The 19115-nt window shown below is 48.6% G+C and carries 18 protein-coding genes; 14 read left to right on the top strand and 4 right to left on the bottom strand.

Annotation, left to right across the window (positions count from 1 at the left end; all coding sequences use genetic code 11):
• Window positions 1-25: 25 nt before the first annotated feature.
• A complete protein-coding gene (glpO, locus tag EL173_RS03155) occupies window positions 26-1879 on the top strand; it encodes a type 1 glycerol-3-phosphate oxidase (RefSeq protein ID WP_005691802.1) in 1854 nt (617 codons plus the stop codon).
• Between the two features lie 14 nt (window positions 1880-1893).
• Entirely contained in the window at window positions 1894-2601 is a 708-nt protein-coding gene (locus EL173_RS03150) for an MIP/aquaporin family protein (protein WP_005691800.1), read from the top strand.
• Window positions 2602-2774: 173 nt separating this feature from the next.
• Here EL173_RS03150 and EL173_RS03145 read toward each other — a convergent pair whose 3' ends face one another.
• From EL173_RS03145 to EL173_RS03135, 3 genes are all read right to left on the bottom strand, one after another.
• On the bottom strand, window positions 2775-3356 hold the full coding sequence (locus tag EL173_RS03145) for a uracil-DNA glycosylase family protein (RefSeq protein ID WP_005691797.1): 582 nt from the start codon (window positions 3354-3356) through the stop codon (window positions 2775-2777).
• The gene (locus EL173_RS03140) at window positions 3353-5029 is read right to left on the bottom strand and encodes a MutS-related protein (RefSeq protein WP_019728344.1); all 1677 of its coding nucleotides are present in this window, start codon (window positions 5027-5029) and stop codon (window positions 3353-3355) included. Before EL173_RS03140 ends, EL173_RS03145 begins: the two co-directional genes overlap by 4 nt.
• A gap of 148 nt (window positions 5030-5177) precedes the next feature.
• Window positions 5178-6815: an ABC-F family ATP-binding cassette domain-containing protein gene (locus EL173_RS03135; protein ID WP_024305796.1), complete on the bottom strand. Its 1638-nt coding sequence runs from the start codon at window positions 6813-6815 to the stop codon at window positions 5178-5180.
• Between the two features lie 719 nt (window positions 6816-7534).
• On the opposite strand from EL173_RS03135, the gene EL173_RS03125 reads away from it, so the two are divergent.
• Window positions 7535-8356, top strand: a complete 822-nt coding sequence (locus tag EL173_RS03125) for a DNA/RNA non-specific endonuclease (protein ID WP_005691786.1) — start codon at window positions 7535-7537, stop codon at window positions 8354-8356.
• A gap of 5 nt (window positions 8357-8361) precedes the next feature.
• Here the strand turns inward: EL173_RS03125 and EL173_RS03120 are convergent, their stop codons facing one another.
• Window positions 8362-9027, bottom strand: coding sequence for an MgtC/SapB family protein (locus EL173_RS03120; RefSeq protein WP_005684160.1), 666 nt, complete (start codon window positions 9025-9027; stop codon window positions 8362-8364).
• Between the two features lie 290 nt (window positions 9028-9317).
• Between EL173_RS03120 and EL173_RS03115 the strand changes: the two genes are divergently transcribed.
• The 11 genes from EL173_RS03115 to EL173_RS03060 all read left to right on the top strand — a co-directional run bounded on the left by EL173_RS03115 (window position 9318) and on the right by EL173_RS03060 (window position 18946).
• Window positions 9318-10259 carry a Dyp-type peroxidase gene (locus EL173_RS03115; RefSeq protein WP_005691784.1) on the top strand — a complete coding sequence of 314 codons (942 nt, stop codon included), beginning with the start codon at window positions 9318-9320 and terminating at the stop codon, window positions 10257-10259.
• A gap of 343 nt (window positions 10260-10602) precedes the next feature.
• Window positions 10603-11919: an ammonium transporter gene (locus EL173_RS03110; protein WP_014571158.1), complete on the top strand. Its 1317-nt coding sequence runs from the start codon at window positions 10603-10605 to the stop codon at window positions 11917-11919.
• A gap of 145 nt (window positions 11920-12064) precedes the next feature.
• On the top strand, window positions 12065-12976 hold the full coding sequence (locus EL173_RS03105; protein ID WP_014571157.1) for a quinone oxidoreductase family protein: 912 nt from the start codon (window positions 12065-12067) through the stop codon (window positions 12974-12976).
• A 235-nt stretch (window positions 12977-13211) separates the two neighbouring features.
• Window positions 13212-13721, top strand: a complete 510-nt coding sequence (locus EL173_RS03100; protein WP_005691778.1) for an NAD(+) diphosphatase — start codon at window positions 13212-13214, stop codon at window positions 13719-13721.
• 231 nt (window positions 13722-13952) lie between these two features.
• The gene (locus EL173_RS03090) at window positions 13953-14279 is read left to right on the top strand and encodes a heavy metal-binding domain-containing protein (RefSeq protein WP_005704915.1); all 327 of its coding nucleotides are present in this window, start codon (window positions 13953-13955) and stop codon (window positions 14277-14279) included.
• A 135-nt stretch (window positions 14280-14414) separates the two neighbouring features.
• Window positions 14415-15056: a carbonic anhydrase family protein gene (locus tag EL173_RS03085; RefSeq protein ID WP_005691772.1), complete on the top strand. Its 642-nt coding sequence runs from the start codon at window positions 14415-14417 to the stop codon at window positions 15054-15056.
• A gap of 71 nt (window positions 15057-15127) precedes the next feature.
• Complete coding sequence (locus tag EL173_RS03080; RefSeq protein ID WP_005691770.1) at window positions 15128-15910, top strand: alpha/beta fold hydrolase; 783 nt, start codon at window positions 15128-15130, stop codon at window positions 15908-15910.
• Between the two features lie 308 nt (window positions 15911-16218).
• Window positions 16219-17112, top strand: a complete 894-nt coding sequence (locus tag EL173_RS03075; protein WP_014571156.1) for an ABC transporter ATP-binding protein — start codon at window positions 16219-16221, stop codon at window positions 17110-17112.
• 1 nt (window position 17113) lies between these two features.
• The gene (locus EL173_RS03070) at window positions 17114-17980 is read left to right on the top strand and encodes an ABC transporter permease (RefSeq protein ID WP_005691766.1); all 867 of its coding nucleotides are present in this window, start codon (window positions 17114-17116) and stop codon (window positions 17978-17980) included.
• Between the two features lie 97 nt (window positions 17981-18077).
• Window positions 18078-18530 (top strand): LytTR family DNA-binding domain-containing protein, encoded by a 453-nt coding sequence (locus EL173_RS03065; RefSeq protein WP_014571155.1) that lies wholly within the window; start codon window positions 18078-18080, stop codon window positions 18528-18530.
• Between the two features lie 8 nt (window positions 18531-18538).
• Window positions 18539-18946 (top strand): DUF3021 domain-containing protein, encoded by a 408-nt coding sequence (locus tag EL173_RS03060; RefSeq protein ID WP_005691764.1) that lies wholly within the window; start codon window positions 18539-18541, stop codon window positions 18944-18946.
• The last annotated feature ends 169 nt before the right edge of the window (window positions 18947-19115 follow it).

Genomic DNA, 19115 nt, shown 5'->3' with positions numbered 1-19115 from the left:
TTATTTAAAAAGGAGCCTACTCAAAATGGCATTTTCAAAAGAAACCCGCACCCAGACGATTGATCAATTGAAGCAGACCGAACTCGACTTACTCATTGTTGGCGGTGGTATTACCGGTGCCGGCGTAGCAATTCAGGCAGCCGCAAGCGGTTTGAAAACCGGCTTGATTGAAATGCAGGATTTCGCGGAAGGAACCAGTTCCCGCTCGACCAAGCTGGTTCATGGCGGCATTCGTTACCTCAAGACTTTTGATGTCGGCGTTGTCGCCGATACCGTTAAAGAACGTGCCGTAGTTCAAGGAATTGCGCCTCACATTCCGCGTCCATTCCCGATGTTGTTGCCAGTTTATCAGGAAGCCGGCAGTACTTTTGATATGTTCAGTATCAAAATCGCCATGGATCTCTATGATCGTCTGGCAAACGTTGAAGGTTCCCAGTACGCCAACTACACCGTCACCAAAGATGAAATTCTGCAACGCGAACCGCATTTAGCCGCTGATGGCCTCCAAGGCGGCGGCGTGTACCTCGACTTTGTCAACAACGATGCCCGGCTTGTTATTGAAAACATCAAAGAAGCAGCAGAATTAGGCGGACTGATGGCTAGTCGGGTTCAAGCCATTGGCGTTTTGCATGATGATGCCGGTCAGGTTAATGGCTTACAGGTTAAGGATCTTTTGGATGGCAGCGTTTTCGACATTCATGCCAAACTCGTGATCAATACGACCGGACCTTGGTCTGACAAGTTCAAGGCGTTGGATCAAGCCGAAGATCAAACCCCAACATTGCGGCCAACGAAAGGGGTTCACTTGGTTGTCGATGGTTCTCGACTGCCGGTACCACAGCCAACGTATATGGATACTGGCTTGAACGACGGCCGGATGTTCTTCGTGGTGCCACGGGAAGGCAAGACTTACTTCGGCACCACCGATACCGATTACCACGGCGACTTCAACCATCCGCAAGTCGAACAAGCCGATGTCGATTATCTCTTGAAAGTCATCAACAAGCGCTATCCGCAAAGCCATATCACGCTTGACGATATCGAAGCGAGCTGGGCAGGATTGCGACCGCTGATTGCCAACAACGGCAGCTCCGATTACAACGGCGGCGGTGCGAACACCGGTAAAGTTTCGGATGATTCCTTTGAAGCGTTAATCCGTGTCGTTGATGATTACGAAGACAACCAGGCTACCCGCGCTGACGTTGAACATGCGATCTCCAGACTAGAAACAGCCCACGCCGAAGCTGCTTTGAGCCCATCACAAGTTTCACGCGGCAGCTCACTTCGCCAAGCCGATGATGGCATGATCACCTTGTCCGGTGGGAAAATCACGGATTATCGAAAAATGGCAGCGGGCGCGCTTGCTTTGATCCGCCGCTTGTTGGCTGAACATTTTGCAACCGAAACACGGACCGTTGATTCCAAAAAGCTCCAGGTTTCAGGTGGGCATTTTGACCCGACCAACGTTGACGATACGATTGCTTTTTACACGCGGATTGGCATCGATGCCGGCTTGCCGGAAAAAGATGCTGCCGACTTGGCCAATCGCTTCGGTTCAAATGTCAGCCGGGTTGTCACCTACACAGATGGGCAGGCGGCTCCTGGACTCAGCCTTAAGGAAACCATGAGCCTGCGCTATTCGATCAACGAGGAAATGACCTTGACACCAGTGGATTACCTATTGCGGCGGACCAATGCAATTCTCTTCCATGCCGAGACCCTTAACGAGCTTAAACAGCCAGTCGTTGATGAAATGGCACGCTTATTGGGTTGGGATGACGCGACTAAAGCCCAACAATTGGCTGATCTTAATCAGGCTATCCGTGAAAGCCAATTAGCAGACTTGAAGAAGACGCCAGCATCAACCAATCCTGCGTAGAAAGAGGTAGCCATATGTGGACACAAACATTAGGTGAATTCATCGGTACCTTCATCCTGGTACTGCTTGGCGATGGTGTCGTTGCCGGCGTATCGCTGAATAAATCCAAAGCGAATGGTGCTGGCTGGATTGCTATCACACTCGGGTGGGGCTTAGCCGTGACGATGGGCGTTTATGCCGCGGCATTTCTCGGTCCAGCCCACCTTAACCCGGCCGTGACGCTTGCGTTTGCTGCCATCGGTCAATTTCCATGGGCTTGGGTCATGCCATTTGTCGGTGCGCAAATGCTCGGCGCTTTACTGGGAGCGGCAGTTGTGTGGTTGCATTACTATCCGCACTGGGAAGCGACCAACGATCCTGCGACAACGTTAGGCGTTTTTGCAACCGGCCCCGCGATTCGCAATTATGCGGCCAACTTCATATCCGAATTCATCGGCACGGCTGTTTTGATCTTCGGACTTTTGGCCTTTACAAAGGGAAAATGGACAGATGGACTGAATCCAATCGGTGTCGGCATCCTAATCACCGCTATCGGCCTATCGCTTGGCGGGACGACGGGTTATGCCATTAACCCGGCACGAGACTTGGGACCACGCCTCGCCCACGCCATTTTGCCAATCGCACACAAAGGCGATTCCGACTGGCCTTATGCTTGGGTACCGATATTAGGACCCCTGGCAGGCGGCGTTGTTGGTGCCTTGATCTTCACGGTTTTGCCGTAACCTGTCTCTAAAAACTCACAATGTAAAAACCGCCAATTCGTTAATAAAAACGAATGGCGGTTTTTTATTGAGCGTGAGCCGGCGCGGTTAGAAGTCTGCGCTGGGGAACGCGTTATAGAAAGTGAGCATGAACTGGCACGATTAAGTATCGGTAAACGCGTTATGGTTGAACCCTACTTCATTAGTCGTGCCACTCGTTCCTGTAAAGCAGGCACAACTTCAGCCATAAACCATGGATTGCGATTGACCCAACCATAGTTAAGTGGCGAGGGATGGACAATCGGAAAATACGTCGGTAAGTAAGCCCGAAAGTTTTTAACCGTTGCCGTTAACGTTTTTTCCCGGCGCTTGCCTAAGTAATATTTTTGCGCATAGGCACCAATAACAATGGTCAGCTGAATATGGGGCATTAACGCTAACAAGGACGGATGCCATTTTGCGGCGAAATCTTTGCGCGGCGGTAAATCTCCGGACTTACCTTTTCCCGGGTAGTAAAAGTCTAATGGTAAAACGGCAATTTTACCGCTGTGATAAAACTGATCTTTGGTAACGCCCATCCATGTCCGCAGACGATCACCGCTTGGATCATTCCAATAGGTTTTGGTTGTCTGGGCTTTGCGTCCCGGCGCCTGGCTTGCGATCAAAATCGTTGCGTCAGGTTCGATGTGATATAACGGATCCCAACCTTGAGCCGTAAAGGTTGCATTAGCCGGATCCTGCCGAATTGCTTCAAAAATCTTGTCGGCCGTTGTCACGCTTGAATCCCTCCTTGCCGATATTTGGGCCATGCTTTGTTGCGTTCGAAATCCGCGGCGAGTTGACGCGCATCTTTAATCAGCGGCTCAGGATAGGCCATTGTTGCCAACAACGCAATCGCATTATGGGAAGTGGCCGGTCCTTGATGCAGTAAGTAATCAAATACGACGCCATCTTTTTGGGTCACTTTTTCCTGAAAATGCCAATTGATGCACTGATCCCCCATGATGTCGGTTAGTTCATTGTCGTGCGTGGCAACCACGACCAAACTCGGATAATGGCTTAACCAGTTGATGACACTGGCTGAGGCGGCAATACGTTCGACTGTATTGGTGCCTTTTAGGATCTCGTCAATAAACCCATAAACCCGCTTGTTTGACGCCACTGCCCTTAACAACCGGTGAATCGCTTTAATTTCCGCGACAAAATAACTATCGCCTTCACTGAGATCATCCCGAACCGCCATGGCTGTCATCACCAATCCCGGCTGCATCGTCAACTTTTCAGCTAAAACCGTATTAATCGTCTGCGCCAAAATGGCATTCACCGCTATGCTTTTAACGTATGTCGATTTCCCTGACGCGTTGGCTCCGGTAATCAAGGCATTTTTGTTCCACGCTACCGGATTGGCAACTGGGTGTTTCAATAGCGGATGCACGATTTTCGTGGCCGTCATGCCGCCTGCTGCAAACGCCGGCTGGCTGCTTTGCGAATGAGCCGTCCGAAAATTGGCAATCGCAATCGCTAACTCCAAATCGCCCAACGCCTGCCACAAAGTCAAGGCCTCGTCATGGTTGTGATATAACCGCGTCAACACATTATTATAAGCAATAAAGCCCAACATAAACATGCTGCTAAAATACTCGGTGATCATGTCGCTTGAGCTGTTATCCCGCGAGCGAAACACAAACGCCAACCGGGTAATCCCCCGCATCGGTCGAACGGCAGCACGCAAAGCATCCTGAGTGGGCTGCTGAATTTTGACCAAATGTTCCACGGTAACAATCGTTCGTACTAAGTAGCCCATCGCCGTTACTTCAGCGTCCAAGGCTTCACGCTTCAAAACATAATAGAAAAGATTCACCATCAAACTCAAGACGATGATGCTCACGCCAACAGCCGGAAGTACCAGCGCCAGCACCAAGCCGACCAGCGGCAAACTGCCTAACACTTTAAACCGCCAAGCATGCGGCAAAGCAGACTGAGTCGTGGTGCGTAAATAATGCTGGCTGTTGTTAGCAACATCTTCCCCCAGTCCGGCAAATGCCAGCTGCACTTTGAGCCGTTCTTCTGCATGGGTCTGGAAAAAGCTGATCAACGCTTCATTGACATCGGGCTTGCCTAAATTATAGGCTCGCAATTGTGCATAAACCCGCTCGGCACCGACACTGCTCTGAGTCGCATTCAGTTGTTTAAACACGTCAAACATATCGAGATCCTGCCAGGTTAAATCATCAATCTGACAATCATGGTTAACCTGCGCTTCATGATCAAGGTACGCCGCTTTTAAATAGCGCTCACTGCCACCACGTTTAACCGGCAGCTTGCCCCAATTCGCAATCAGATCGCGTTTAAGCCTCAGTTGTCGTTGCCCCGTTAAGATAAGGTTGAGCAGCACAACTGCAACAACGAAACCCCCAACACCTAATAAAATCATGACTGGTTGTGTCATGTTGAATTCCTTCCTTTTGCCCTTTGATGCAGCGATACCAGACGTTTACCGGATAAAGTTGCTTACATTATCCCTCACCATTGCAGAAAAAACAAAAAGCATTGTCTCTCCACCCGGGAGCAACAATGCTTTTCATTAACAATTACACTTAATGCTCAGATGCCGGATAAATCGCCGCCACCTGCGCCTGGGCAGTTTCGTGTTGCATGAATTCGTCGTAACTTGTGTCGGCGCGGTCAACTACACCCAGCGGCCCGACTTCAATAATATGGTCAGCGATCGTTTGAATAAATTGATGATCGTGACTGGTAAAGATCAAGGAGCCGGTGAAATCAATCAACGCGTCATTCAGACTCGTAATACTTTCCAAATCAAGATGATTCGTGGGATCGTCCATAATGAGCACATTGGCTTTACTCAACATCATTTTGGCCAGGTATGATCGTACCTTTTCGCCGCCAGATAAAACGTTAAGCTGCTTGAGTACTTCATCACCGGAGAAAAGCATCCGCCCCAGAAAACCGCGCAGGAAAGTGTTGTCCTGTTCTTCTTGCGGGGCAAACTGACGCAACCAATCCAAAATGTTGAGTTCCGGATGGTCAAACTCCGGATTCAGGTCTTTAGGCATTGCGGCTCGACTGGTCGTCACACCCCAGTTAATCGTTCCGCTGTCCGGCTCCAATTCGCCAGCCAGCAACTGCATTAAAACGGTGGCCGTCACGTCATTGCGGCTAATAATGCCGGTTTTGTCACCGGGGCGCAAAATGAAGCTCACATTTTGCAACACCGGCTGGCCATCAATCGTCTTGGAAACATTTTCCACTCGTAATAAGTCGTTACCGATGGCGCGTTCAGGTTCAAACTTGATATACGGATACTTACGCGAGCTGGGACGGATATCGTCCAATGTAATTTTTTCAAGTTGCTTCTTGCGCGATGTGGCTTGCTTGGATTTAGACGCATTCGCTGAAAAACGGGCAACGAATTCTTGCAGCTGTTTAATCTGCTCTTCTTTTTTGGCATTGGCCTGACTTTGCAGTTGCAAGGCCAATTCCGAGCTCTGCTTCCAGAAGTCATAATTACCGACATACAATTCAATCTTGCCAAAATCGACATCACACATCATGGTACAAACCGCATTCAGGAAATGCCGGTCATGGGAAACCACTAAAACGGTGTGTTCATAGTCAGCCAAAAAGTCTTCCAGCCAGCTAATCGCCTGCGGGTCAAGTCCGTTTGTCGGTTCGTCCAGCAACAACACATCCGGCTTACCGAAAAGCGCTTGGGCGAGCAAAACCTTGACCTTCTCACCTTCGGGCAAATCAGCCATGAGCTTCTGGTGTTCACTTTCGCTAATCCCCAAAGACTGCAAAAGCTGCGAGGCATCACTTTCGGCATTCCAACCGTCCATTTCCGCAAACTCGCCTTCCAGTTCGGCTGCCTTATTACCATCCGCTTCAGAAAAGTCCGGCTTGGCATACAAGGCATCTTTTTCGGTCATCACTTGATACAAGCGTTCCCACCCTTGCAAAACCGTATTCATCACCGTTTGATCATCAAAGGCAAAGTGATCCTGCTTCAGGCTACTCATCCGCTCATTCGGCGACAAACTCACGGTCCCGGTTGTCGGTGTTAATTCGCCTTCAAGAATCTTGAGAAAAGTCGATTTCCCCGCCCCATTGGCACCAATAATGCCATAGCAATTGCCAGGGGTAAATTTCAAATTAACGTCTTCGTAAAGTTTCCTATCCGAGAACGTCATCGAAACATTATTTACTGTGAGCAATTTCATACCTCGCTTAAAAGATTTCTACATATATTAGCAGATATTGAGGGGATTCACAAATGTAGAGCGTGAACAGGAGCGCTTAGAAATCGGAGTGTAAGTGGCCTCCAGGCTAAATGGCTGGTCTTTGGCCATTTAGCCTGGAGGTCCTTACACGTAGATTTCTGCGACTGTGAACGCGTTTTAGAACGTGAGCGCGAACCGGCGCGCTTAGGGACCGGAGTGTAAGCGGCCTTGGGCGTGATGGCCGGTTTTTGGCCATTGCGCCCAAGGTCCTTACATGCAGGTCCCTGCGCCGGTGAGCGCGTTATGGGCGTAAACCAGAACATTAGCGGCCTCAGACGTGATGACCCGCTCTTGGCCATCGCGTTCGAGGTCCTTACACGCAGATCCCTGCGCCGGTGAGCGCGTTATGGGCATAAACTAGAACATAAGTGGCCTCAGACGTGACGACCAGAGCTTTGGCCATCGCACTTAAGGTCCTTACACGCAGGTACCTGCAATTATAAACACCTTTAAAGTGTGAACCAGAACATCTACAACCTAAGAATTCAAGCGGTGACACGGTGTCACCCGCTTTTTACCTTTTCTTTTGCGTAATCTAATAATCGAATGAACAAATTACCAAATCCACCGAAAAACACCCTGCCCCGCAAAGTCAGACTTGTGTTAACCTCAAACCATATCTTTTCCACGACAGTCGCCATCTGGAGGAACCTATGAACAACTTAGTCACATTGATGCTGATCCTTGCTGGCATAACGCTGCTTTTATTACGCAATGGCACCAAACGCCAACGCCGCGCCAACCGTAAACTTGCAATCACCCTTTTGTTAGTTGGCATTGCGAGTGGCGGCTACACTTATACGCAACAACACCCGCAAACCAATTGGCTGCCAGCTTTAACTAGTAGTAGCAGTAGTAGCACATCAACCGCTAAAACCGGCACGTCGCAGCAACCGGTTAAGCAATTAGCACAACTTACCGAAAACGGTCAGCCGGAAATCACAATCAACAATAATGATCCCGGTTTTACGCAATCCGAATTGACGACCAGTAACGGACCATGGACGCGTTTTAGCGACTTGGATTCTTTAAACCGTGTCGGTACCGCGAATGCCCTTTTAAACCAAAGCATCATGCCCAAAGTAAAACGCGAGCCTTTGACTTGGAATCCGACTGGCTGGCATAACAAGAAGGTTCATGGTGAATGGCTCTATAACCGCAGTCATTTGATCGGTTTTCAGTTATCCGGCGAGAATAACAATCCCAAAAATCTGATGACAGGCACACGTCAACTCAACTCACCTTTAATGCAGGCGCATGAAGATGACATTGCGCATTATCTCAAACAATCCCCTCAACACTTTGTCCGCTATGAAGTCACCCCGATTTTTCGCGGCGATGAACGCCTAGCCCGCGGTGTGGCCATGCGGGCGCAAAGTATTGGCGATAACACGATTCGCTTTAATGTGTATATCTTCAATGTCCAGCCTGGTGTCACCCTCAATTACAGCGATGGAACCAGTCAGATCAATTAAGCAGCTTAAAACTCAATTGAAATAATGTTGGGATTATCTGCATAAAACGTCAACAAACGTCGCATATCCTCATTGGCTTTACTTTCAACATGCAACGTCATCTTGACTTCATCGCCTTCATGTTTAATCGAAACGTTTAGGACCTTAATGTGATACTTACCCAGTGTTTGTCGCATGTGTTCCATATCGAACCCTTCATTACGAATGCGAATGGTCAAAATGCCATTATCGCCACCTGGTAACCACCGATAATGATGATGCAGCAACACCTGAATACACAGAACCAAAACAGTCGCGGACAAGCCGATAATATAAAGCTTGGCGCCGATTGCCATCCCCACTGCAGCCGTCGTCCAGACACCAGCGGCCGTGGTTAAGCCATTGACATTATTGTGCCGCACTAAAATCGCACCGGCACCCAGAAAACTGACCCCACTGACAATTTGCGCTGCCACCCGGGATGGATCCAGTGCCATATTTTTCAAATTTAAAATATCAAAGAAACCGTATTTAGATACGATCATAATCAACGCAGAACCTAGCGCCACAATCATATGTGTCCGAATGCCGGCGTTTTTGAAGCGGTTTTTGCGTTCATAACCAATGGCAAAACCGCAAAATGCCGCGACCAACAACCGGACGACTAATTCAACCTGATTCAGTACTGTCATCGTTAAAAATCACAACCTTTATGATTACTTTACCACCTAGCTATGTCGATTTGATGAAAATTACGTAAAAGGACAGCTTACAATTAAAACACATGCGGCTCATGAAGCCTTCCAGCCACACTGATAACAACCCCTTCTAACACCTCACGTGCGCCCTCAACAGTCGCATGCAACGAACGCGTTTTTTCATCTAATATATTAGCAGAACCGGCGATGAAAAGGATTGCATTCCGGCACGGCTATGCTAAACTGTTTCTAGGTTAGAATGATTCTAGTTTGGAGGCGGAAATATGACCATTGATTTACGGGACGTTCAAGATGTTTACAAGGATGCAGGCTCAGACATTATCTTTGCCACGTTTGATCTAAAACGAGAAGACCCCGCTAGTGACAAGGCAATGATTGCCGACTTGGCGGAGCATCTGCCAGCTTTTATCAACAGCATGAATATTCGTTACCCCGAGGCAAAATTAGCAGTCGCTTTCGGGTTGTCGCGCAAGGCATGGGACTATCTTTTTCCCGAAGCCGCACGACCAAAGGAATTGGAAAATTTTCAATCTATCGTTGGGCCAAAATACACAGCCGTCGCAACACCGGCTGATTTATTCTTCCATATCCGCTCGCAAAACTCGGCCGTACCGTTCGAACTAATGAGCGAGATTATGGCCATTATTGAAGCCAATACGGTAACCCTCGATGAGACCCACGGCTTCCGCTACTTTGAAGGACGGGCCATTATCGGTTTCGTCGATGGCACCGAGAATCCAAGCGCCTTAGACACGCCGGAATATGCCGTCATTGGCGATGAAGACCCGGCATTTGAAAATGGCTCCTATGCGTTTGCCCAGAAGTATCAGCATAATCTAGACGCATGGAACGACCTGTCAACCGAAGATCAGGAAAAAGCGATTGGCCGTAAGAAATTTAACGATCTTGAACTAGACGACGAAGCCAAACTGGCGAACTCACATAACGTGGTTTCTCAGGATAATGACGGCGGCGTGGAACATAAAATTGTCCGCATGAACGTGCCCTTCAGCAACCCGGCTGAAAAGATCAACGGCACCTACTTTATCGGCTATGCCCGCCATTGGACCGTCACCAAACGGATGTTGCAAGGGATGTTCGAAAAATCCGACCGGCTATTGGACTTTTCAACCCCGTTAACAGGCGAACTCTTCTTCATCCCGTCTAAATCCGTATTGGGGAAAATTGCTGACGGGGAACTATAATTTAGCACGATACCGCCATCAGGTTAAACGCTGATGACGATTGGATGCTCAGCCTCTGCCTTAACGACAAATTTGTTGTTGAGGCTTTTTTAATGTTGACATGACTAGCTGTTTTTCATGTGGACCAATCAGTAAAAAACATCAAATTCCAAATCATCGTCAAGCATTCATGTCATATAAGCTGACGTTCAAAATATTTTTTTGCCGTGCCATAAATCCTTTTAAATCAAGTCTTGTCACCACGATAACGCATTCGGTCTAGATCAATAAAGCCAGCACTTACGCCGTAGCCGGCAAAACCCGTGCTACAATACCGCCATTCAAGATGAATGAGGTGGCACAGATGAATTTAGCCGATACAGGATTTGTGATCATTGCAAGCGTTCTGGTTTGGTTTATGACCCCGGGACTTGCTTTTTTCTATGGAGGCCTCGTCTCTAAGCGCAACGTCATTAATACCATGCTGTCAGTCTTCTACATTACCGGGATTGCGATTTTACTGTGGGTGGCCGTGGGTTATGAATTGAGCTTCAATGGTAATCTTTTCGGGGTGATTGGCCAGGTACAGCATCTCTTTCTTAGCGGCGTCTCGCTTGGTACGGCAACGGTGGCTAGGATTCCAACCGGCGTTTACATTCTCTTTCAAATGATGTTTGCTATCATCACGCCGGCTCTGTTTGTCGGTGCGGTTGTTGGCCGCATGCATTTTAAGTTCTTGACTTGGTTTATTGTCCTGTGGTCCCTATTGGTTTATTACCCGCTTGTACATTTAATTTGGAGTCCGGATGGCTTGTTGGCTGGGCTTGGCGTGCTTGATTTTGCCGGTGGAACCGTCATTCATATTAACGCCGGGATTACGGCACTGACCTTGTCTGCCTTTCTTGGCCGGCGCGCGGATGAGCATACGGTGCCTTACAATCGGCCGTGGGTGTTGCTAGGAACAGCCATTCTTTGGATCGGTTGGTATGGCTTTAATGCCGGGTCGGCGCTGGGGGTCAATCAGGCGGCAATGACGGCGGCTTTGACCACATCGGTTGGCGCCGCAGCAGCCTTAGTCACCTGGATGATCCTTGATATTTGGCAAACAGGCCATCCAACCTTAATAGGCACTTGTACCGGCGCTTTATGCGGACTGGTCGGAATCACGCCGGCAACCGGCTACGTGACCAGTTTTGGTGCGGTTTGCATCGGTGTGGCATCAACGTTAGCCAGTTACTGGTTCATCAGCAAAATCAAGCCACGACTCGGTATTGATGACACATTAGACGCTTTTGGCTGTCATGGTGTTTCCGGGATCGTCGGTAGTGTCCTGACCGGTGTTTTTGCCAGTAAAACGGTGGCTCCAGGCATTGCCCACGCCGGACTCGCATATGGCGGCGGCTGGCATCTGCTGCTGATTCAGCTAGCCGGAACCATTATCGTGATTGCTTTGGTCGCTGCCATGGTCACGATTATTACGAGTATCCTTACCCAGTTTGTTGCCATCCGCGTATCGCCAGCCGCTGAAAAAATGGGACTAGACTACAGTGAGCATGCCGAACCGGTTGACGAAGAAGTCGCAGCCAGCTGGGAACAACATACGCCGGTTAGCTCGTTTCCGGATGAGTTCAAAGGCCAGCTACATGGCTTTGATCCCCGACCACATCAAAATGATCAGTGACCGCTGAATAACGTATCAGCCACTGATGGCGATTTGATTTGAAGGTAACGGGTGATATTTAGCACACCAAGTCACTTTAATTGTTTTTTCCTCGCATCATGGTTACAATGCCGCTAGTTTAACATGGCATGATGGGGGAATCATGATGATCGGATACGGATTTAGTCATGCAGGCGGGCCGGAAGTGATTGATGCGATTGACTTGCCGACACCACAACCGGGACCTCATGAAATTCAAATTAAGACTAGCGCAATCGGTCTCAATAACCGTGATCGCATGGCGCGGCAACTAGGCGGCAGTGGCTTGACAGTACCGGGATACGATGTTGCCGGTACCGTCAGTTCGATCGGGAGCAATGTTTCTCGGTTTAAAGTGGGCGATCGCGTGGTGGCGCGAACAACCAGTGCCTATGCAGAAATCGTCACTGCCGCAGCTGACATGAGCGTCTTGTTACCAGCTTCGATTACTCCGGAAAAAGGCGTAGCGGTCATTACCCCTGGTGTCACCGGTTACCGCATGGTGGAACTGGGCAATGTTAAAGCTGGTGATACTGTTATTGTTAAAGGTGCCTCTGGCGGGGTGGGCTCGGCAGCAATTCAACTCGCCGTTGCGCGCGGGGCCTCGGTCATCGGCATTGCCAGCAGCCGTCATGAAGTCGCGGTTGAGCGGCTTGGCGTTGAACACTTTGTCGCTTACGATCAGGGTAATCCCGTCACCCAACTGCGCCAGACTGCCGATGTCGTGATTAACGCTGCTATGAACGGGCTTGGTGGCGATGATGATGTCGCTATGACCAAAGACAACGGACTGATCGTTTCCGTTAGTCACACAGAACCTTTACTCAGCAGAGGCATTCGTTTTATTCATACCCGGCCACTTGGCGGATCCGAGGTAGGCAAAGCTTTGCAACTGCTCATTGATTTGATGGCACAAAACAAGCTCAACGTTCAGGTCGGCTATGTGTTGCCATTTACCCGCGAAGGTTTTGTCAAAGGGCACCAGTTGCTTGATGATCCGCAGCATGAAGGTAGAATTGTCATTCGCGTGGATAGATAAATCGCGCTATAACAATTGTGCAGCTCCTAAAGCTCTGACTGAAAAGATAGAAGGTCAGGGCTTTTATATATTGAGAGAATTGCAAGTGATTCCATTTTTATTGGTTGATACAGCCGTACAGGACTAACTAGAAACAACCATCACAAGGGGTTATAATGTCGTTATTTCTATCTTATCCACTTCTAAGTCGCGACTTCTTTTCAGGCCGCGATTCCTCAACCCCAAGGAGCCCCTCATGACTTTTAAATTCTGTCCTATCTGTGGCCACGCGCTCATCCCAAAATTGGCAGGCGATGATGGGAATGTGCCTTACTGTGAAACTTGCCAACGCTTTTGGTTTCCATTATTTGCCGATTGTGTCCTCGTGCTGGTCGTCAATGAATTTGATGAGATTGCATTGGTGAAAATGCCTTATTTGTCTGAGAAATATGCCTCTATCATCTCAGGTTATATGCAGCCGGGTGAAAGCGCTGAGGAGAGTGCCAAGCGCGAAGTTATAGAAGAACTCGGCATCCATCTGGATCAACTCGACTACGCTGGCACATATTGGTACAAGAAAACTAGCAGTCTCATGCATGGCTTTATCAGTCATACTTCCAAGCAGTCTTTAGTCACTTCACCTGAAATTTCCGAAGCCGAATGGGTACCGGCATCGCTTGCGCCCGAAAAAATGTTTCCTGATTCACCGGATAATGCCGCTTTAGCCGTCTATCGTACCTATCTGCAAACAAAACAACGTCAATAAACCACCAACTTGTTTCATCAAGTCAGCCTGACCAATAGCAAGCAGACAGGTTAATGGGGCCTGCTTGTTCGCGCCAATCAGCTTGATCAATAACCAACCGCAGCCGCCCGTTGTTAAAGTCGTTTCGCTTGTTGTCGGCAAACACCGGTGGTAGGCTAAAACACGGTGAGACTGTGATACATGGTCCGCTGTACATAAGTAACGATCAAGCAACTCATAAGGAGGCCCATGATGGCTCAGGAAATTTTGATTACCACCACCGAGAACATTCCCGGGAAACATTACGAAATCATTGGTGAAGTTTTTGGTTTAACCACTCAGTCCAAAAATGTGATTAGTAACATCGGCGCTGGCTTGAAGAACCTTGTTGGAGGTGAAATCAAAGCCTACAGCGATATGCTGCATGAATCGCGAGAAAAGGCAATTGATCGCCTGCGTACTGAAGCTCGCAAAGCAGGAGGCGACGCTGTGGTGATGATGCGCTTTGATTCCGGATCAATCGGCGGCGATATGCAAAGCGTTGTCGCATACGGAACGGCAGTCAAACTACTCGACTAGCCATCTCACCACAACGCGCTCCCCGGTGCAAAAGTCGGCTCGCGTTTACACAAAAGCCAGATTCAGCCGCGGTTGAATCTGGCTTTTAAAATCAACAAGAACGTTATCCCCTAGTGATGAGAGGAATCAAAGAACATGGCATTTTTAGATTATCACCATCAGGAAAAATGGCCGAATGGTTTTGGCCAACTTCAATCGCCCATCAATCTTTTACCGGCAACTCCAGCTGACCCGTCAACGTTGAAAATTGAAACGCCGTGGCGGGTGACGCAAGAAATTGATGACCAGGTTACGATCCGGCTTACCGGAACCGGTCGCACCCGAATTGATCAGGATCAGTGGCAATTGATGCAGGCCCATATTCATGTACCTGCCGAACACCAAATCACCAATCAACACGCTGCCGAACTGCATTTCGTCCATCAGTCAGCAATCGGTGCCTTATGCGTTGTTGCGGTTCTCTTGCCGTTGGGTCCTGACAATGTTGTGCTTGAGCAAATACTCGATCATTTTGCCGCCCATTCAACCCAATCCATTGCCCTTAGTCTGGATCAGCTCATTCCGCAACAAGGGACGGTATATCGCTATCTCGGCTCCTTAACCACGCCGCCGCTGACAGAAGGTGTTACTTGGTATGTTATCGATCAAACGGCGGTTACCATTGGCACGCAGCAATTACACCGTTATCAGCAGCTTTTTGCAGATAACCATCGGCAGCTTCAAGCGCGTTATCAGCGTCCGGTCCTGCGCAGCACATTTACCAAATTGGCTGACTAAATCGGTACTGGCCGTGCCTGCTATCACCGGTGGTTGACTAAATACCGTTGTTAAAAGGGGTAAGTCGCAACATGACACGCAAACAATCACGTCAGCACCGCTGGGGATGGCGCTTACTTTTGATACTCTTTCTACTGTTGGCAGGGAGTTATTGGGTTTGGTGGCAGCTAGGCAGTCGTCGGATTCATGCCCAGACTTACCGACAAACATCTGTTGTGACCGTGTTTGTTCCCGGCTATGCCAGTAATGGCCTAACTTTTGGCCCGATGGTGACCCGCTTCAAGCAGGACCGCGCTTCCAATCAAGTGACGACCATTACCATCAGCGCCACCGGCAACCGCACGATAACCGGCGCTAACCGGTATACCGGCAAGAATCCGTTAGTTAATGTAATTTTTGAAGACGCCAAAGCCCCGGAAAAGGAAACCCGACAACTGACTGCCTTGTTACATTGGCTACGTGCCAAGCACAACGTCACCAAAGTCAATCTTGTCGGTCATTCTATGGGCAGCAACCTCAGTTTCAGATACCTCACGACCCACCACGCTGATGCTCAGCCGCATGTAGTGAAGTATGTTTCATTGGCAAGCGAGTTTTACCGTGACCCCACACCTCAATTACAGCAATTCCCTAAATCAGTCCAAACCCTCGTCATCGGCGGTCAAATCTTTGGTGCAAGTGGCGACTGGGCCGTGAGCATCGCTGGCGTCAAGCGCTTTGAAAAGGCCTTGCGCGCGGCAAATATTCCAAGTACGCTTTACATCTATCACGGAACGCCGCTTGGTGCCTATCACAGCAGTCTGCACCAGAATCCTTACGTTGATGCAAGAATTTTGGCATTTCTGTTCACCTGACGCGAATTTCGAGTTAGCCGCTGTGCTGTTTTTACTTCAAACAACTGGACAATGTTTAAAACGATGCTAGTGTTTTCGGACTGGCATCGTTTTTTTTGGTGCCCATTAATTGAACTTATTTCAAATTCTTGTCATGACGAATTGCAGTTACGCTCACTTTCCTTTTGTCCACGAAGTTAAATATCCGCTGTCATTCACCGTCGGCATCTGACCACTCACCTTGCAATTTTGACCACTTATCGGCATCAGCGGGACGGATTCGCTCGCACTGGCTATGCTTGAATCATCAAACAAAAATGGTGATAGATATGATCCTTCTCGAAACAACGAATCTGACAAAAACATACGGTACCAAAACCGTTGTCAATGATATCAGCCTAAAAATCCAAGCTGGCCAACTGGTTGCCTTTTTAGGGCCTAATGGTGCAGGCAAGTCGACAACCATCGGCATGCTGACGGGATTAATTCAACCCAGCAGCGGCAAGATCACAATGGGCACAGCCACGCCGAATCAAGCGGCTTATCGGCAACAAATCGGTGTTGTCTTCCAAGACAGTCGCTTAGATCGGCAGCTGACTGTAAAAGAGAACTTGGAAATCCGTTCGCAAATGTATACCAAAACTGATCCGGCCTGGTTTGATCACTTGGTCGACCAATTTGATTTGACGCCAATTCTTAACCAAGCTTACGGCACATTGTCTGGTGGTCAGCGCCGGCGTGTTGATATTGCGCGCGCCTTGCTCAATCATCCTCATCTCCTTTTTTTAGATGAACCAACAACGGGCCTCGACATTCAAACCCGCCAAACCATTTGGACCGCCATCGCTTCCTTACGTGCGCAATCACAGTTAACCGTAATTTTGACGACACATTACTTAGAAGAAACCGAACAAGCAGATTTTGTCTATGTCATTGATCAGGGCACGATTATCGCCGCGAACACTGTTGGCCAACTAAAGCAACAGTATGCCGGACATCAGCTTATTGTTCGCACGCATGCACCTCAACAAGTACAAATAGCCGCAACCCAAGCGAATCTCCCCGCCCAGATCGATGGTGACACAGTGCGGGTGCAGGTTAGCCATCCCCAAGCAGCCATCACATTACTGACAACTATACAACCGCAGCTCATTGACTTTGAGTTTCGTACGGCTGATATGAATACCATTTTTGTTGCTTTAACCGGAAAGGAGATTCGTTAACATGTGGGCATTTGTCAAACGCAATTTGTTACTATTCTTTCGCAACCGCGCCGGGGTCTTCTTCTCGGTACTGGGCGCTTTAATTGCCTTTTTACTGTATTTAGTCTTTCTCAAGAAAAGTATGAGCACGCTTTGGCCACTGACACATCCCGAAAAATTGCTGGATCCGTGGTTAATTGGCGGCACCTTAACCATCACCGCTGTCACGACCACACAAAATGGTCTCGCGCGGATGATTGTTGATCGCGAAACTGGCCGACTTAGCGATTATTTATTAACTCAAGCTTCGTATTTACGTATCGAGTTGGGCTATCTGATTAGCGCCGTGATCATTGGCACCATCATGCAGTTACTTATGTTCTTTACTATGTCTGGTGCTTTTTTATGGTTAGACCACATCGCCATTTTCTGGCAATTGACCGGCCAGATTATCGTCCTTGCCGTGTTTAGCAGCTTAGTCTGGACGGCTTTCAACCTTTTGATTCTTAGTTTCGTGTCCCGGGTCACCACAATGAGCGGCATTTCGACGATCATTGGAACCGCAGCTGGTTTCTTTGCTGGCGTCTATCTTCCCATTGGTTCTGTTCCAACTGCCGCGCAAAATTTGATGAAATTGACGCCTTTTCCCTACAATGCCGCAATATACCGGCAGTTACTCCTACAGCAACCCCTAGAGTCCACTTTTTCCGTTCACCAGACAACGGCGCGTCAGACCTTTGAAAAAATGCTCGGCATCCGAATTGATCTGCATGGCCTGCTTTCATCAAGCCAAACTTACCTGATTCTAACTAGCTTCACGCTGCTTGTCGGACTGGTCATCATTCTGATAGCCAAAGTCAGTCGAAAAACAGCGCTTGTCCGCGTATAATTAATTTGATTATCATGGTTGCTTTTTCCAATATTATCGCAACACCGCCATGATTCGTTTCACTATCATGCATGCACTTTTTACGGGAGGGGTGTCAATGAAAGTTTCGTTTAAGCAAGACGCAACGATGCAGCCAGACGACCTGCAAGTTTACGTCAAGGCTGCGCAATTGTCACCAGCTGTTTTGCAGATACTGCAACAAATTCAGCAACTCGCCGACAGCCACGCAACCTTACCCCTACTCGTTGGCGAACGCGTTATTGTTTTGCCGACCAACGAGATTGTGGCTATCGAAGTCTACGGCGATCAGCTTTCCGTCCATACCCGTCAAGAAGTCTATCAAAGTCGCGGTCAACTCAAAACGGTCTTGGCCAAACTTGACCCGCAAGCATTTATCCAAGTAACGAAAAGCAGTCTTTTGAATATTAATTATTTAACGTCACTAGAAGCGTCTTTTTCCGGGAACATGACAGCCTTCATGGCGAATAACATGAAGTTAACGGTCAGTCGTAAATATCTTCCTGCGTTAAAACGCTTGTTAGGATTGTGAGGTGCCCGATGAAAATCATCAAAGATCTTATCACGGATAGCGTTATCGGTATGATGATCGGTGCGACTGTTTATCTAGGTGCGCTCATGCTACAGGTCCAACTGACCCCACCAACGCCACGCACCATCGCTGGCTTGTTTGTGATGAGCGCTTTAATCGGGATGCTCGCCCTTATTTTTGACAATGAATCCCTCAGCCTGCCTGTAGCCTATAGCCTTCATTTTATCGGCACCTTCGCCATTGTCATCGGCACCAACTATCTCATGGGCTGGCAATTTCTCGTCGGATCGGCACTCCCTAACTTTCTAATCGCCTTTTTGATCATTTACGTCCTCATCTGGCTGGCGCTTTATCTTTCCTGGCAGATCACAGCTAGAAAGATGAACCACGTGTTAAAAAAACGTCAAGGAAAATAGTCTTATCCTACTAAGTGTCGAAATATTCCCGACACTTTTTTTGCTCCCACTGCTACTATCGACACATCAGGCTGAAAAATAATCCAATCCGATTTTTAATCAGTATGTCCGTTTGCGCACCGTCTAGGCGATACAAACGCGTTCACCTGTCCAGAAACCAGGCTGGTTC

Origin of the sequence: Lacticaseibacillus rhamnosus (assembly GCF_900636965.1) — a bacterium.
GTDB classification, from domain to species: domain Bacteria; phylum Bacillota; class Bacilli; order Lactobacillales; family Lactobacillaceae; genus Lacticaseibacillus; species Lacticaseibacillus rhamnosus.
The sequence above is the reverse complement of the archived record's forward strand: the minus strand, read 5'-3'. Positions and strand labels throughout refer to the sequence as shown.

Bases quoted from the DNA above. Each gene is read 5' to 3' on its own strand.
- glpO (WP_005691802.1), top strand. From the start codon at position 26: ATGGCATTTTCAAAAGAAACCCGCACCCAGACGATTGATCAATTGAAG.
- EL173_RS03150 (WP_005691800.1), top strand. From the start codon at position 1,894: ATGTGGACACAAACATTAGGTGAATTCATCGGTACCTTCATCCTGGTA.
- EL173_RS03140 (WP_019728344.1), bottom strand. From the start codon at position 5,029: ATGACACAACCAGTCATGATTTTATTAGGTGTTGGGGGTTTCGTTGTT.
- EL173_RS03125 (WP_005691786.1), top strand. From the start codon at position 7,535: ATGAACAACTTAGTCACATTGATGCTGATCCTTGCTGGCATAACGCTG.
- EL173_RS03120 (WP_005684160.1), bottom strand. From the start codon at position 9,027: ATGACAGTACTGAATCAGGTTGAATTAGTCGTCCGGTTGTTGGTCGCG.
- EL173_RS03115 (WP_005691784.1), top strand. From the start codon at position 9,318: ATGACCATTGATTTACGGGACGTTCAAGATGTTTACAAGGATGCAGGC.
- EL173_RS03110 (WP_014571158.1), top strand. From the start codon at position 10,603: ATGAATTTAGCCGATACAGGATTTGTGATCATTGCAAGCGTTCTGGTT.
- EL173_RS03105 (WP_014571157.1), top strand. From the start codon at position 12,065: ATGATCGGATACGGATTTAGTCATGCAGGCGGGCCGGAAGTGATTGAT.
- EL173_RS03100 (WP_005691778.1), top strand. From the start codon at position 13,212: ATGACTTTTAAATTCTGTCCTATCTGTGGCCACGCGCTCATCCCAAAA.
- EL173_RS03090 (WP_005704915.1), top strand. From the start codon at position 13,953: ATGGCTCAGGAAATTTTGATTACCACCACCGAGAACATTCCCGGGAAA.
- EL173_RS03085 (WP_005691772.1), top strand. From the start codon at position 14,415: ATGGCATTTTTAGATTATCACCATCAGGAAAAATGGCCGAATGGTTTT.
- EL173_RS03080 (WP_005691770.1), top strand. From the start codon at position 15,128: ATGACACGCAAACAATCACGTCAGCACCGCTGGGGATGGCGCTTACTT.
- EL173_RS03075 (WP_014571156.1), top strand. From the start codon at position 16,219: ATGATCCTTCTCGAAACAACGAATCTGACAAAAACATACGGTACCAAA.
- EL173_RS03070 (WP_005691766.1), top strand. From the start codon at position 17,114: ATGTGGGCATTTGTCAAACGCAATTTGTTACTATTCTTTCGCAACCGC.
- EL173_RS03065 (WP_014571155.1), top strand. From the start codon at position 18,078: ATGAAAGTTTCGTTTAAGCAAGACGCAACGATGCAGCCAGACGACCTG.
- EL173_RS03060 (WP_005691764.1), top strand. From the start codon at position 18,539: ATGAAAATCATCAAAGATCTTATCACGGATAGCGTTATCGGTATGATG.